The sequence below is a fragment of the Aminobacter sp. P4_D5 genome (assembly GCF_056401815.1).
In genome coordinates, this window is the sequence record NZ_JBFUIP010000144.1 from 1 (window position 1) to 14,508 (window position 14,508).

The 14,508-nt window shown below is 62.5% G+C and carries 13 protein-coding genes and 1 pseudogene; 13 read left to right on the plus strand and 1 reads right to left on the minus strand.

Annotation, left to right across the window (positions count from 1 at the left end):
• Together AC1DWF_RS23915 and AC1DWF_RS23920 are read left to right on the plus strand one after the other, a co-directional pair.
• Positions 1–585, plus strand: a pseudogene (locus tag AC1DWF_RS23915) (ATP-binding protein); the annotation flags it as partial.
• A gap of 86 nt (positions 586–671) precedes the next feature.
• Complete coding sequence (locus tag AC1DWF_RS23920; RefSeq protein WP_476842125.1) at positions 672–1,157, plus strand: MaoC family dehydratase; 486 nt, start codon at positions 672–674, stop codon at positions 1,155–1,157.
• An 11-nt stretch (positions 1,158–1,168) separates the two neighbouring features.
• On the opposite strand, the gene AC1DWF_RS23925 is transcribed toward AC1DWF_RS23920, so the two are convergent.
• Positions 1,169–1,873 (minus strand): fumarylacetoacetate hydrolase family protein, encoded by a 705-nt coding sequence (locus AC1DWF_RS23925; RefSeq protein ID WP_476783712.1) that lies wholly within the window; start codon positions 1,871–1,873, stop codon positions 1,169–1,171.
• Positions 1,874–2,143: 270 nt separating this feature from the next.
• Between AC1DWF_RS23925 and AC1DWF_RS23930 the strand changes: the two genes are divergently transcribed.
• The 11 genes from AC1DWF_RS23930 to AC1DWF_RS23980 form a co-directional block, all read left to right on the plus strand.
• On the plus strand, positions 2,144–2,644 hold the full coding sequence (locus AC1DWF_RS23930; protein WP_476842126.1) for a (2Fe-2S)-binding protein: 501 nt from the start codon (positions 2,144–2,146) through the stop codon (positions 2,642–2,644).
• Between the two features lie 122 nt (positions 2,645–2,766).
• Positions 2,767–5,118 (plus strand): xanthine dehydrogenase family protein molybdopterin-binding subunit, encoded by a 2,352-nt coding sequence (locus AC1DWF_RS23935; RefSeq protein WP_476783710.1) that lies wholly within the window; start codon positions 2,767–2,769, stop codon positions 5,116–5,118.
• A gap of 12 nt (positions 5,119–5,130) precedes the next feature.
• A complete protein-coding gene (locus tag AC1DWF_RS23940; protein ID WP_476787635.1) occupies positions 5,131–5,928 on the plus strand; it encodes an FAD binding domain-containing protein in 798 nt (265 codons plus the stop codon).
• Between the two features lie 149 nt (positions 5,929–6,077).
• Positions 6,078–7,220, plus strand: coding sequence for an alpha-hydroxy acid oxidase (locus AC1DWF_RS23945; RefSeq protein WP_476783708.1), 1,143 nt, complete (start codon positions 6,078–6,080; stop codon positions 7,218–7,220).
• A 228-nt stretch (positions 7,221–7,448) separates the two neighbouring features.
• Positions 7,449–8,360 (plus strand): LysR family transcriptional regulator, encoded by a 912-nt coding sequence (locus tag AC1DWF_RS23950; protein ID WP_476787652.1) that lies wholly within the window; start codon positions 7,449–7,451, stop codon positions 8,358–8,360.
• Positions 8,361–8,495: 135 nt separating this feature from the next.
• Complete coding sequence (locus AC1DWF_RS23955; RefSeq protein WP_476787634.1) at positions 8,496–9,650, plus strand: ABC transporter substrate-binding protein; 1,155 nt, start codon at positions 8,496–8,498, stop codon at positions 9,648–9,650.
• Positions 9,651–9,831: 181 nt separating this feature from the next.
• Positions 9,832–10,830: an ABC transporter ATP-binding protein gene (locus tag AC1DWF_RS23960; protein WP_476785826.1), complete on the plus strand. Its 999-nt coding sequence runs from the start codon at positions 9,832–9,834 to the stop codon at positions 10,828–10,830.
• The gene (locus AC1DWF_RS23965; RefSeq protein ID WP_476787633.1) at positions 10,827–11,795 is read left to right on the plus strand and encodes an ABC transporter permease; all 969 of its coding nucleotides are present in this window, start codon (positions 10,827–10,829) and stop codon (positions 11,793–11,795) included. The genes AC1DWF_RS23960 and AC1DWF_RS23965 overlap by 4 nt, the downstream gene beginning before the upstream one ends.
• The gene (locus AC1DWF_RS23970) at positions 11,785–12,600 is read left to right on the plus strand and encodes an ABC transporter permease (RefSeq protein ID WP_476842127.1); all 816 of its coding nucleotides are present in this window, start codon (positions 11,785–11,787) and stop codon (positions 12,598–12,600) included. Before AC1DWF_RS23965 ends, AC1DWF_RS23970 begins: the two co-directional genes overlap by 11 nt.
• Before the next feature lie 18 nt (positions 12,601–12,618).
• The gene (locus tag AC1DWF_RS23975) at positions 12,619–14,046 is read left to right on the plus strand and encodes a gamma-aminobutyraldehyde dehydrogenase (protein WP_476785829.1); all 1,428 of its coding nucleotides are present in this window, start codon (positions 12,619–12,621) and stop codon (positions 14,044–14,046) included.
• A gap of 148 nt (positions 14,047–14,194) precedes the next feature.
• Positions 14,195–14,508: nuclear transport factor 2 family protein (locus AC1DWF_RS23980; protein ID WP_476842128.1), on the plus strand; the 314-nt coding region annotated here is incomplete at its 3' end.

Genomic DNA, 14,508 nt, shown 5'->3' on the forward strand with positions numbered 1-14,508 from the left:
TCCCAGGTGCGCGCCGAGGCATCGGCCCCCGTCGCCGAGCCGATTTTCCCGCTGTTCGACGAGGCCGAACGCGAGGCGTTGATCGACACGATCGTTCGCGAGATGGTCGAGGATCCGGACGCGGCGTTCCGCACCGATGCCGTGCTCTATCAGGATTTTCTCGTGCGCTGTCGCATCAAGCGCATGCAGGGCGAGCCGCCGCCGCTATCCACCTTCCGTCGCCGCTATGCGGTGGCACGCTCGGGCATCGATGACGAAACGGCGTCGAGCGACACCTGGCAGCAAGCACTTGGTATGTCCGCCGCACTTCCAGAGGATTTGCAGGCGGTGTTCCTGATCGTCGCGCAGGCGGCGGTCAAGGGCGCGCCTTGCCCTTCGGACGCCGCGATCGCGCATGCTTATGGCAGCCATTCGGCACGCCGGGCGCGGCGCTTGCTCACCTATTTCGAGGAGCAGGGGTTGGTGGTGGTGCGCACCGACTTCCACGGCAAGCGCTCGGTGGCGTTCCCCGAACTTGGTTGCGAAACCGCCCCGGGCGATCCTGAAAGGACCGACGATCTCGTCGAGCGCGAGGCTGCGGAATAGCCTCGATCTGCCTGCAAAGCTTGACAAGCACGCGCGATTTATGGTCCCCAACTTCGCAAGGCGCCGTCAGACGCAGGGAGACAACCTTGGCGAAACCGATCGAGACCTATGAGGAGTTGCGCGCGAAAGTCGGGCAGGAACTCGGCGTTTCCGACTGGGTGGTTGTCGACCAGAGCCGTATCGATGGTTTTGCTGAATCCACCGGCGACCGCCAGTGGATTCACGTCGATCCGGAGCGGGCCCGGCGCCAGAGCCCGTTTCGCACGACAATCGCCCATGGCTTCCTGACGTTGTCGTTGATCGGTGCGTTCATCCAGGACATGGGCGTCATCCCTGTCAACACCCAGGCTGCCTTCAACTACGGGCTGGACAAGGTGYGTTTCGTGACCCCGGTCAAGGTAGGCTCGCGCGTGCGCATGCGCTCGTTCCTGATCTCGATGGAGGAAAGGGGACCAAGGCAGTATCTGCTGAAGGGTGAAAACACCATCGAGATCGAAGGCGAAGACAAGCCTGCGCTCGTCGCCGAGACGCTGATCATGCTCTATGAGCGGCGCAGCAAGGTGACGGCCTGAGCCGTCGCCGATTATTGGCCTGCTACCGCGCCGATGGTGATGTCGATCTCACCCACACCGTCTACTCCGCCGGTTATGCGGTCGCCTGATATCACTGCGCCGACCCCGGCTGGCGTGCCGGTGTAGATCAGGTCTCCGGCCTTCAGTTCCATCGACTGGCTGCAGATCGCGATCACTTCAGGGATCGACCAGATCAGGTCGGCCAGGTCGCCCTGCTGCCTGGTTTCGCCGTTGACGGCAAGCCAGACGCGGCCTTTGGCCGGGTGACCGATTTCTGATGCACGAACCAGCGGTCCGCATGGCGCCGACAGGTCGAAGCCTTTTGCCCAGTCCCACGGTCGGCCCATTTTCTTGGCCACGTCCTGCAGGTCGCGACGGGTAAGGTCGATACCGACGCCATAACCCCAGACATGATCGAGCGCGTTCTCGACCTCGATGTTGGAACCGCCGCGGCCGATGGCAACGACCAGTTCGATCTCGTGGTGGAGGTCCTTGGTCAGCTGCGGATAAGGGATGGTCGTGCCGCTGTCGACGACAGCGTCGGCTGGCTTGCCGAAAAAGAAGGGTGGCTCGCGGTCCGGGTCCTTGCCCATCTCGCGTGCATGCGCCGCGTAGTTGCGGCCGACGCAGAAGATGCGGCGAACGGCGAAGCGGTCGCTGGAGCCTGAAACAGCAACCGACGCGGGCTCGGGCGGGGTGATGACGAAAGTGGCCAAGGCTGCCTCCCATGAAAGTGATGCGCGCTTTTGACATGATCCGTCGGAGCATTCCACTTCCAATCACGCGATGGAAGCTGGTCGGGGCTGGTCCCGCCAAGATGTTCCAAGTCAAAACTGTCCTCAAAAGGCATCATTTCTGCGCTGGCCTGCACGCATTGCGTGTCTGGATCCAAAAAGGCGCTTGCAGCCTGCATTCGCAAGGATAGGATTTGCTCACCTGACGGGGCGGGGCATGCCTGGCCGGTCGCGGCAACAGTGGGAGGTTTCATGTCAGAGGTTACTTTGGTCGTGAATGGCCGAAAGATCAGCGGCGCGGTGGAGGACCGCACGCTTCTAGTTCATTTCCTGCGCGAGAATTTGAACCTGACCGGCACGCATGTCGGTTGTGACACGTCGCAATGCGGCGCTTGCGTCGTCCATGTCGACGGCAAGGCCGTGAAGTCTTGCACAATGCTGGCGGTCCAGGCCTCTGGCTCGACCATTGTCACCATTGAAGGCCTTGCCAATGGCGCCGACCTGCACCCGGTGCAGGCCGCCTTCAAGGAACATCATGGCCTGCAGTGTGGCTTTTGCACGCCGGGCATGATCATGACCGCAACCGACATGATCCGCAGGCATCCCGACGGACTCGACGAAGCCACCGTGCGCGCGGAACTCGAAGGCAACMTCTGCCGCTGCACCGGCTACCACAACATCGTCAAGGCGATCCTCGCCGCTTCAAAGACAATGTCAAAAGCGTCCAAGAGCAAGGCGAAGAAGGCGGCATAAGAATTGGGAGTAGGGTAGTAGGGCAGTAAGGCAGTAGGCAACGACTGCCGCCGACGCGACATCTTACCTACTGCCTCATTGCCTTACTCCCGTACTGCCCTTGGTTCTGGAGGAGAGTTTACATGGGAATCGAAGGCATTGGCGCGCGGGTTGCGCGCAAGGAAGACAAGAGATTCATCACCGGCGCGGGGCGCTATGTCGACGACATGGTCGTGCCCGGCATGAAGCACGCGGCATTCGTGCGCAGCCCGCATGCTCATGCCGACATCAAGAAGATCGACGTCAAGAAGGCGGAAGCCATGCCGGGCGTCATCGGTGTGCTCACCGGCAGGCAGCTCAAGGCCGACGGCATCGGCAATCTGATCTGCGGCTGGATGATCCATTCCAAGGACGGCTCGCCGATGAAGATGGGTGCCTGGTCGCCCTTGGCCGTCGACCGTGTGCGTTATGTCGGTGACGCCGTAGTCATCGTTGTGGCCGACACCAAGGGCCAGGCGCGCGATGCGGCCGAAGCTGTCGAGATCACCTACAAGGAGCGCAAGTCGGTGGCGGATGCGGTCGACGCGCTCGCCAAGGGCGCACCTCAACTGCACCCCGAGGCTGAGGGCAATCTGATCTTTGACTGGGGCATCGGCGACGAAGCGAAAACGGACGCCGCGCTCAAGACGGCGGCCCATATCACCCGCGTCAACATCGTCAACAACCGACTGGTGCCGAATGCGATGGAGCCTCGCGCCGCTCTTGGTCACTACGACAAGGCCGAGGACCACTACACCTGCTGGACCACCTCGCAGAACCCGCATGTGGCGCGGCTGGTGATGAGTGCATTCTACAACGTCGCGCCGGAGAACAAGCTGCGCGTCATCGCGCCTGATGTCGGCGGCGGCTTCGGCTCCAAGATCTACATCTATCCCGAAGAGATCGTCTGCCTGTGGGCTTCCAAGAAGACCGGCGTGCCGGTCAAGTGGGTGGCCGACCGCACGGAGAGCTTCCTCACCGACGCGCACGGCCGCGACCATCACACCACAGTCGAGATGGGCTTCGACAAGAACAACAAGATCGTCGGGCTGAAGGTCGACACCATCGCCAATCTCGGCGCCTACATGTCGCTGTTTTCTTCGGCGACACCGACCTATCTCTACGCCACGCTTTTGTCGGGCCAGTACGACATCCCGACGATCTACGGCAATGTGCGCACCGTCTACACCAACACCGCACCTGTCGACGCCTATCGCGGGGCGGGACGGCCCGAGGCAACCTATGTCGTGGAGCGCACGATGGAGATCGCCGCGCGGGAATTGGGCGTGTCGCCGGCCGAACTCAGGCGCACGAACTTCGTCACCGCCTTCCCGCACCAGACGCCCGTGATCATGTGCTACGACGCTGGCGATTATGGCGCTTCCCTCGACGCCGCGATGAAGCAGGCCGACTATGCCGGCTTTGCCAAGCGCAAGGCAGCTGCGGCCAAGAAGGGAAAGCTGCGCGGTATCGGCATGAGCTGCTACATCGAGGCCTGCGGTATCGCGCCGTCGGCTGCGGTCGGTTCGCTTGGCGCCGGTGTCGGTCTGTGGGAATCGGCCGAGGTGCGGGTCAATGCCGTCGGCACCATCGAGGTGCTGACCGGTTCGCATAGCCATGGCCAGGGCCACGAGACSACCTTCGCCCAGCTGGTCAACTCGCGCTTCGGTGTGCCGCTCGACAGCGTTTCGATCGTGCATGGCGACACCGACAAGGTGCAGATGGGCATGGGCACCTATGGCTCGCGCTCGGGAGCCGTCGGCATGTCGGCCATCGTCAAGGCACTCGACAAGGTCGAAGCCAAGGCCAAGAAGATCGCCGCTCATCTACTTGAGGCTGACGAGGGCGACATTGTCATCGAAAATGGTCAGCTCAAGGTCGCCGGTACCGACAAGAACGTGCCGTGGTTCCAGATGGCGCTTGCGGCCTACACCGCCCACAACCTGCCGCAAGGCATGGAGCCGGGGCTGAAGGAGACGGCGTTTTATGATCCGTCGAACTTCACCTTCCCGGCGGGCTGCTACATCTGCGAAGTCGAGATCGATCCGGAGACCGGCAAGACCGATATCGTGCAGTTCGTTGCTGCCGACGATTTCGGCAACATCATCAACCCGATGATCGTSGAGGGACAGGTGCATGGCGGCATCGCGCAGGGCGTCGGCCAGGCGCTGCTCGAAGGGGCTGTCTATGACACGAACGGCCAGCTTCTGACCGCGAGCTACATGGACTACACCATGCCGCGCGCCGACGACCTGCCATCGTTCCAGGTCTCGACCTCGAACACGCCGTGCCCGGGCAACCCACTCGGCATCAAGGGCTGCGGCGAGGCCGGCGCCATCGGCTCGCCGCCGGCGGTCATCAACGCCATCACTGATGCGCTCGGCCACGAAAACCTGACCATGCCGGCAACGCCCCAGAAAGTCTGGGCGGCGTTGGGCAGCGGCTCGAAGCACTGAGGAGGACGCAAAATGTATTCCGTCAATTATCATCGTGCCACCTCGGTCGCGGACGCCGTCAAGAAGATCAAGACTGGCGATGCCAAGTTCCTTGCCGGCGGCATGACGCTGATCCCGGCGATGAAGACGCGACTCGCCGCACCGTCGGATCTGGTCGACCTCAGTCACATCGCCGAACTCAAGGGCATCAAGGTGTCGGGCAAGACCGTCACCATTGGTGCCACGACGACGCATTTCGACGTTGCCAATGACGAGAAGCTGAAGAAGGTGTGTCCGGCGCTGGCCTATCTCGCCAGCCTCATCGGCGATGCGGCCGTGCGTCATCGCGGCACAATTGGGGGCTCGATCGTCAACAACGACCCGGCTGCCGATTATCCCTCCGCATTGCTGGCGCTTGGGGCGACTATCGTCACCAACAAGCGCGAGCTTGCGGCCGACAAGTTCTTCAAGGGGCTATTTGAAACGTCGCTCAAGGACGACGAGATCGTCACTGCGGTCACCTTCACAGCACCTGCCAAGGCGGGTTACGCCAAGTTCCCCAACCCAGCATCACGCTACGCCATGACCGGCGTCTTCGTGACCAAGGGCAAGGACGGCGTGCGCGCGGCGGTGACCGGGGCCGGAGATGACGGCGTGTTCCGCTCGAAGGAGGTCGAGGCAGCGCTCACCAAGAAGTTCGAGGCATCAGCTCTCGAAGGTGTCACCGTGCCTTCCAAGAACCTGATGGGCGACATCCATGCCTCGCCGGAATACCGCGCCAATCTCGTGGTCGTGATGGGCAAGCGTGCCGTCGCGGCCGCCAACGCATAAGCGAACAGCTTGAACAGGCGGAGGGGCCCACGGGCCCCTTTTCCTTTTGGAGTCGTTTAGCCGATGGTTGGCCTTGGCAACTCCGCCCAAGGCGGCTTACATGCCGCGCGCAGGCTTGGAGCAGCAATGAAAATGTGGAGCAGACCTGAATGGCGCGTCCGATAACTTCGATCGCCGATCTACGTGCAATCGCCAAGCGGCGGGTGCCACGCATGTTCTACGACTATTGCGATTCCGGTGCCTGGACCGAGAGCACCTACCGCGAAAACGAAAGCGATTTCGTGCCGATCAAGTTTCGCCAGCGCGTCGCTGTCGATCTGCGCAACCGCACGCTTGAAACAACGATGATCGGCGAGAAGGTATCGATGCCGGTGGCAATCGCGCCGACGGGCCTGACCGGCATGCAGCATGCCGACGGCGAGATACATGCCGCGCGCGCCGCCGAAAAGGCAGGCATTCCATTCACGCTGTCGACCATGAGCATCTGTTCGATCGAAGATGTCGCCGAAAACACCTCCCAGCCGTTCTGGTTCCAGCTCTATGTGATGAAGGACCGCGACTTTGTCTCGCGGCTGATCCAGCGTGCCAAGGCGGCGAAATGTTCGGCGCTGGTGCTGACGCTCGACCTGCAGATCCTCGGTCAACGCCACAAGGACATCATCAACGGCCTGTCGACGCCGCCGCGCATGACGATCCCCAACATCATCAACCTGGCGACTAAGCCGCGCTGGTGCCTCAACATGCTGCGCACCAACCGGAGAACATTCCGCAACATCGCAGGTCACGCCAAGGGCGTCACCGATTTGCGTTCGCTGTCGTCGTGGACGGCCGAGCAATTCGACCCGGCGTTGAGCTGGGATGACGTCAAATGGATCAAGGACCAGTGGGGCGGCAAGCTCATCCTCAAGGGCATCCTCGATCCTGAGGACGCCGAGAAGGCCGCCGCGAGCGGCGCCGACGCGCTGATCGTCTCCAACCATGGCGGCCGCCAGCTCGATGGAGCTGTCTCTTCGATCTCGGCGCTGCCGGCCATAGTCGATGCTGTCGGCGATCGCATCGAAGTGCTGATGGATGGCGGTATCCGTTCGGGCCAGGATGTGCTCAAGGCCGTGGCCCTTGGCGCCAAGGGCGTGTTCATCGGCCGCTCGTTCCTCTACGGCCTCGGAGCCGGAGGGGAGGCGGGTGTAACCGCCTGTCTCGACATCATCCGCAAGGAGCTCGACATCACCATGGCCTTCTGCGGCCTGCGTGACATCAAGGATGTCGACAGCCGCATCATTGCGCGGCGCTGAGAGCGCGTCGGTAGACCGACCGTGACAATACAGGCTTGTCGCAGGCAATTGCGCCTATGATCAAGTTATTGACGCGGTAGCCGTGGGCGAGGCCGGCGATGTTGCATGACCGCTGGCTGACCTCGGTGCACCGCACACTATCGATTGACACAGGGTTGCTTTTTTCGAGCAGCCGCGCAGATGCGGCAGCCCCTTCCCAAACCTCTCACCACCCTGTTTAGTCCTGATATGGCCTTCACGCTTCGTCAGCTTCAGTTCTTCGTTGCCGTTGCCGAGCAGGGCACCATCTCGCGGGCGGCGCAGAACCTGTCGATCTCGCAATCCTCGGTCACCGAGGCGATCAAGGAGCTGGAAGGCGATCTCGGCGTCGAGCTGTTCGAGCGCCACCCGCGCGGCCTCAACATCACCCACAAGGGTCACCAGTTCCTGCGCCACGCCACCAAGATCCTGGCCGACGTGTCGGATGCGCGGCGTACCTTCTTCGGCGGCAAGGCGACCGCCACGGGCCAGCTCAAGCTCGGCGTCACCTCACTGGTCGCCGGCTACGTTCTGTCCGATCTCCTGGCGCGCTACCGCCGCGCCCACCCGGCGGTCGAGATCTCGGCCATCGAAGACAATGGCGACTATCTTGAGCACCTGCTTGTCGGCGGCAAGCTCGACCTTGCGGTGATGGTCACTTCCAATCTGCGCGACCGCATGGCGTTGCAATCGGAAATCCTTGAGGTCTCGGCCTACCGCCTGTGGCTGCCCCTCGGCCACCCGCTGGCCTCCGCCGAAATCATCAGCGTCGGCGACATCGCGTCAGAGCCGCTGATCATGCTGTCGGTCGACGAGATCGAGGAAAACACCGGCAAGCTGCTGTCGGCGATCGGCGCCAAACCGCATGTCGCCTTCCGTACACGCTCAGTGGAGGCCGTGCGTTCGCTTGTCGCCACCGGGGCAGGGGTCGCGCTTTTGCCCGACCTCGTTTACCGGCCGTGGTCATTGGAAGGCGACCGCATCGAGTCCCGCGACGTCTCGGGTTCGCTGCCCGTGGTACAGGTCGGCATGGTCTGGCGACGTGGCTCGTCGCTGCCGGCGGCGGCGCGGGATTTCATTGGCATCGCCCAGGCGCAGCGCACAGTTCGTCAAAAACTCTAACCGCGCTGCCGGTATCGGAAAAACCGATATCACCCTTCTTCCAAATGAATTTGCGAAACCTGCGCTTTCACAGCACCTTTCGTTTCAGGGCAACACCGCCGATCGAGAGCGGCCCCTGCAAATGGGAGAATCGAGATGAAGGCATTTTTGAAATCCTGCACGGCCATCGCCTTGGCGTGCAGCTTTTCCGGCCAGGCTTTTGCGCAGGTCAAGGAAATCGGCAAGGGCGAGGGCCAAGTCAACATCATCGCCTGGCCGGGCTATATCGAGCGGGGCGAGACCGACAAGAATTACGACTGGGTGACGGATTTCGAAAAGGCGTCGGGCTGCAAGGTCAACGTCAAGACCGCGGCCACCTCGGACGAAATGGTGGCGCTGATGAATGAGGGCGGCTTCGATCTCGTCACCGCATCGGGTGACGCCTCGCTTCGCCTGGTTGCCGGCAAGCGCGTCCAGCCGATCAACACCGACCTGATCAAGAGCTGGTCGGCAGTCGACGAGCGCCTCAAGGATGCGCCCTGGTTCACTGTCGACGGCAAGCATTACGGCGTGCCCTATCAGTGGGGCCCGAATGTGCTGATGTACAACACCAACGTGTTCAAGGAAGCGCCCAAGAGCTGGAACATCGTCTTCGAGCCGATGGATCTGCCCGATGGAAAGCCCAACAAGGGTCGTGTCCAGGCCTATGACGGCGCGATCCATATCGCAGACGCCGCCAACTACCTGATGGCGCACAAGCCCGATCTCGGCATCAAGGATCCCTACGAACTCAACGAGGGCCAGTACAAGGAAGCACTCGATCTGCTGCGCACCCAGCGCACGCTCGTCGGCCGCTACTGGCATGACGCCATGATCCAGGTCGACGACTTCAAGAATGAGGGCGTGGTCGCTTCAGGTTCGTGGCCGTTCCAGGTTAATTTGCTCGCTTCGGAAAAGCAGCCGGTCGCCTCGACAATCCCGGAAGAGGGCGCCACCGGCTGGGCCGACACGACAATGATGCATGTCGACGCCGCCAATCCGAATTGCGCCTACATGTGGATGGAGCATTCGCTGAACCCCAAGCTGCAGGGCGATCTTGCCTCCTGGTTCGGTTCGAACCCGGCCGTGCCGGCCGCTTGCAAGGGCAATGCGTTGCTCGGCGACGAAGGCTGCAAGACCAACGGCTTCGAAGAATTCGCCAAGATCAAGTTCTGGAAGACGCCGGTGTCGAAATGCGCCACCCAGAACGACCAGTGCGTGCCCTACTACCGCTGGGTGTCGGACTATATCGGCGTGATTGGCGGACGGTAGGCCTAACGTTTAGCGTTGCGATGCCCMTCACCCTTACCCTCTCCCCGTAAAACGGGGAGGGGGGCGTCCACGTCACCGCTTCGTCCTTGTCCCGTCATTCACGGGGAGAAGGTGCCGGCAGGCGGATGAGGGACGGCGCCGAGGTTCGCAGATGGCGAGCCAACCATCAGGACAGCCTTCAATGACCCCAGCAGTCGCCTTTCAAAAGACCTCCCGCCATTTCGGCGCGGTGCGCGCCGTCGATGCGGTCGACCTCGAGATACAGCCGGGTGAGTTCTTCGCCATGCTGGGGCCGTCGGGTTCGGGCAAGACGACTTGCCTGCGCCTCATCGCCGGCTTCGAGCAGCCGACCTCGGGCAGTATCTCGATCTTTGGCGAGCGTGCCGAGGGCGTGCCGCCCTATCGTCGCAACGTCAACACGGTGTTCCAGGACTACGCGCTGTTTCCGCATCTCAACGTTCTCGACAATGTCGCCTATGGGCTGATGGTCAAGGGCGTGAGCAAGGACGAACGCCACCGCGCCGCCGAAGATACGCTCAGGCTGGTGCAGTTGCCGGGCTACGGTTCGCGTCGGCCGGGGCAGCTCTCGGGTGGCCAGCGCCAGCGCGTGGCGCTCGCCCGCGCCCTGGTCAACAAGCCAAAAGTGCTTTTGCTCGACGAACCGCTCGGCGCGCTCGATCTCAAGCTGCGCGAGAGCATGCAGGAAGAACTCAAGGCGCTGCAAAAGGCGCTCGGCATCACCTTTGTCTTCGTCACCCACGACCAGGGCGAGGCGCTGTCGATGGCCGACCGGGTCGCGGTGTTCAATGATGGCCGCATCATGCAGGTAGGCGCGCCGGAGGAGATATACCAGCGTCCGGCATCGCGCTTCGTCGCCGATTTCGTCGGTTCGTCCAATGTGCTGCCGCCAGACTTCGTCCAGCGTTATGCCGGCCAGCGCCGCTGGGGCAGCCTGCGTCCGGAATCGATCCGCGTCGGGCGGGGTGCTACCGGGGACGGCGTCGCAGCGCGTGTCGTGTCCAGGCATTATCTCGGAGCCGCTACCAAGCTGGCGCTCGATGCCGGCGGTCTGAGACTGCATGCCACCGTGCCCGCAGGCACGTCGCTGCCCGACGATGGAGAGCATGTCGTGCTCACCTTCAATCGCGACCAGCTCCATCTGATGGAGGACCAGGCGTGAGTGTCGACGCCATCACCAGCGCGAGCGCAGCCGCAGCGATCCTGCCCAAGCGCGGCGGTCTCGCCGGTTCGTTGTCAGACCTGTTGTGGCGCCGGCCGGGGCTGCTGCTGTTTTTGATGCTCGCGCCGCCGCTGCTCTGGCTCGGCGTCATCTATATCGGCTCGCTGCTAGCGCTGCTGGCGCAAAGCTTCTTTTCGATCGACGAGTATTCCGGCCTCATCGACCGCCACTTCACGCTCAAGACCTATGGCGACCTGTTCCAGGCGGCGAATGTCGACATCATCGTCCGCACGGTGACGATGGCTGCGATGGTGACGCTCGCTTCGGCTGTCGTTGCGTTCCCGATCGCCTATTACGCGGCGCGATACGCTCGCGGCAAATGGAAGGCGCTGTTTTATCTCGGTGTCATGCTGCCTCTTTGGTCGAGCTATCTGGTCAAGATCTACGCCTGGAAGCTGATCCTTGCCAAGGAAGGCATCCTCACCTGGCTTTTCGGCAAGCTGCATCTGTCGTGGCTGCTCGACAGCTGGCTGTCGCTGCCGATCGTCGGTGGCAATTCGCTATCGGTGTCGTTCACCGGCACTTTCATTGTCTTCGTCTATGTCTGGCTGCCGTTCATGATCCTGCCGATCCAGGCAGCGCTCGAACGCGTGCCGGCCAACCTCGTCGAAGCCTCGTCCGATCTGGGGGCGTCGCCCGGCCAGACGTTCCGCAACGTACTGTTTCCGCTGGCGCTGCCGGGCATCGTCGCAGGTTCGATCTTCACATTCTCGCTGACGCTGGGCGACTACATCATCCCGCAGATCATTGGCACCTCCAGGCTGTTCATCGGCCAGGCCGTCTATGCCCAGCAGGGTACCGCCGGCAACATCCCGCTCGCCGCCGCCTTCACCGTCGTGCCGATCGTCATCATGGGCTTCTATCTCTGGGGCGCCAAACGCATGGGGGCCTTCGATGCGCTCTGACCGTTCGCAATCGGCACCGCTTGGCATCAAGATCGCCGCCGCGGCGGGCCTCGCTTTCCTGCATCTGCCGATCCTGCTGATCTTCGTCTACGCCTTCACCACCGAGGAGAAGAGTTACCAATGGCCGCCACCGGGACTGACCACGCAGTGGTTCGCGGTCACCTGGGGACGTCCTGACGTCTGGCAGGCTTTGGGACTTTCGGTCCAGGTCGCAGCGATTTCGACAGCGATTGCGCTGGTGCTCGGCACACTTTGCGCCGCTGCCGTCAGCCAGACGCGTTTCTTCGGCCGCGAGGCGATTTCGCTGCTGGTCATCCTGCCAATTGCATTGCCCGGCATCATCACCGGTATCRCCTTGCGCTCGGCCTTCAGCCTGGCCGAGATCCCGTTCTCGTTCTGGACGATCGTTCTCGGCCACGCCACTTTCTGCGTCGTTGTCGTCTACAACAACGCGGTCGCCCGGTTCCGCCGCACCTCGGGCTCGCTGATCGAGGCGTCGATGGACCTCGGCGCCGACGGTTTCCAGACGTTCAGGCATGTGATCCTTCCCAACATCGGTACAGCGCTGCTCGCCGGCGGCATGCTCGCCTTTGCGTTGTCGTTCGACGAAGTCATCGTCACCACCTTCACCGCCGGCCAGCAGCAGACGCTGCCGATCTGGATGCTCGAGGAGCTGGTGCGGCCGCGCCAGCGCCCGGTCACCAATGTCGTTGCCATGGTCGTGGTTCTCGCGACGCTGTTGCCCATCCTCATTGCCTATTACCTGACCCGCGAAGGCGACCAGATCGCCGGCGCCGGCAAATAAGATCGAAAGGGAGAAGTCATGGACACCCAGATGCTGATCGGCTCGAAGTTCGAAAAAGGGACCGAGACGGAAGAAGCGATCCTCAACCCGCGCACCGGCGAGACGATCCTCAGCCTGCCCGAGGCCTCGCAAGCACAGATCGAGGCTGCGGTCGCCGCTGCCGAAAAAGCTTTTGCAGGCTGGTCGAAGACCACGCCGGCGCAGCGCTCGGGCTATCTGCTCAAGATCGCCGACCGGATCGAGGCGGAGGCGGAAGGTTTCGCCAGGCTCGAAGCGCTCAATTGCGGCAAGCCGATCAATGCCGTGCTCAATGACGAGATACCTGCCATCGTCGACTGCTACCGCTTCTTTGCCGGTGCTGTACGCTCGATGCCTGGGCTGGTGGCGGGCGAATATCTGCCCGGACACACTTCGATGATCCGCCGTGATCCGATCGGTATCGTCGCTTCCATCGCGCCGTGGAATTACCCGCTGATGATGATGGCGTGGAAACTCGCGCCGGCCATTGCCGGCGGCAACACCGTGGTCTTCAAGCCGTCGGAGCAGACGCCGCTGACGGCACTCAAGCTGGCCAAAATCCTCGCCGAGGTGTTGCCCGAAGGCGTGGTCAATGTCGTGCTCGGACGTGGTGAGAGCGTCGGCAACACGCTGATCAACCATGCCAAGGTCAACATGATCTCGATCACCGGCGATGTCGCCACCGGCAAGAAGGTGCTGCAGGCGGCGGCCAAGTCGGTCAAGCGCACCCATCTCGAACTCGGCGGCAAGGCGCCGGTCATCGTTTTCGACGACGCCGATATCGACGCGGTGGTCAGCGGCCTGCGCGCCTTCGGCTACTACAATGCCGGCCAGGACTGCACTGCCGCCTGCCGCATCTATGCAGGCAAGCGCGTCTACGACAAGCTCGTCGCCGACCTGTCGTCGGCTGTCTCGACAATTCGTTTCGGCCATGCCGACGACACCGAAAACGAGATCGGGCCGTTGATCTCCAGGCGCCAGCGCGACCGCGTCGCCTCGTTCGTCGAGCGCGCCTCTGAACTCAAGCACATCGAAATCACCACCGGCGGCAAGCCCGGCGAGGGCGGTGGCTTCTATTACCAGCCGACCGTCGTTGCCGGCGCGCTACAGGAAGACGAGATCGTGCGCCGCGAGGTGTTCGGGCCGGTGGTGTCAGTGACGCGGTTTTCGGATGCCGACGAGGCGGTCAACTGGGCCAATGACAGCGATTACGGACTGGCGTCATCGGTGTGGACCAAGGACATCTCGCGCGGCATGTCGACGGCTGCTCGGCTGCAATATGGCTGCACCTGGATCAACACGCACTTCATGCTGACCAACGAGATGCCGCATGGCGGTCTCAAGCAGTCCGGCTACGGCAAGGATATGTCGGTCTACGCGCTGGAGGACTACACCGCCGTGCGCCACGTGATGATCGCGCATGGGTAGCGCTCTTCTCCCCGTTTACGGGGAGAAGATGCCGGCAGGCAGATGAGGGGCAGCGCTGCCTTGTTATACGTTGGAGTCGCCCCTCATCCAGCTCTTCGGGCCATTTTCTCCCCGCAAACGGGGAGAAGGAAACAAGGGAGGAAGAAACATGCATCGCCGCCAATTTCTCGCATCCGCAGCCATTGCCGCTGCGTTTATCGCTGCCGTGCCGGCCATCACGCCGGTTTGGGCACAAGACAAGCCGCAAGCAACCGTAGAGGCCTATCTGGCTGCCTGGAMCGCCCATGACTCGGCCAAGGCGGCCGGGTACTTCGCCGACAATGTCGTTTACTACGACGCTTCAGTCGGCAAGCCGGTCGAAGGCAAGGACGCAGCCAAGAGCGGCGTCATCGACAATTTCTTGAACGCCGTTCCAGATGCTGTCTGGAAGATGAAGGGTGCACCCGTGGTTCAGGATGATCG

What these genes read in the sequence shown, in the direction of transcription:
- AC1DWF_RS23940 (WP_476787635.1), top strand. Translation starts at nt 5,131, where the DNA reads ATGTATTCCGTCAATTATCATCGTGCCACCTCGGTCGCGGACGCCGTC.
- AC1DWF_RS23945 (WP_476783708.1), top strand. Translation starts at nt 6,078, where the DNA reads ATGGCGCGTCCGATAACTTCGATCGCCGATCTACGTGCAATCGCCAAG.
- AC1DWF_RS23950 (WP_476787652.1), top strand. Translation starts at nt 7,449, where the DNA reads ATGGCCTTCACGCTTCGTCAGCTTCAGTTCTTCGTTGCCGTTGCCGAG.
- AC1DWF_RS23955 (WP_476787634.1), top strand. Translation starts at nt 8,496, where the DNA reads ATGAAGGCATTTTTGAAATCCTGCACGGCCATCGCCTTGGCGTGCAGC.
- AC1DWF_RS23960 (WP_476785826.1), top strand. Translation starts at nt 9,832, where the DNA reads ATGACCCCAGCAGTCGCCTTTCAAAAGACCTCCCGCCATTTCGGCGCG.
- AC1DWF_RS23975 (WP_476785829.1), top strand. Translation starts at nt 12,619, where the DNA reads ATGGACACCCAGATGCTGATCGGCTCGAAGTTCGAAAAAGGGACCGAG.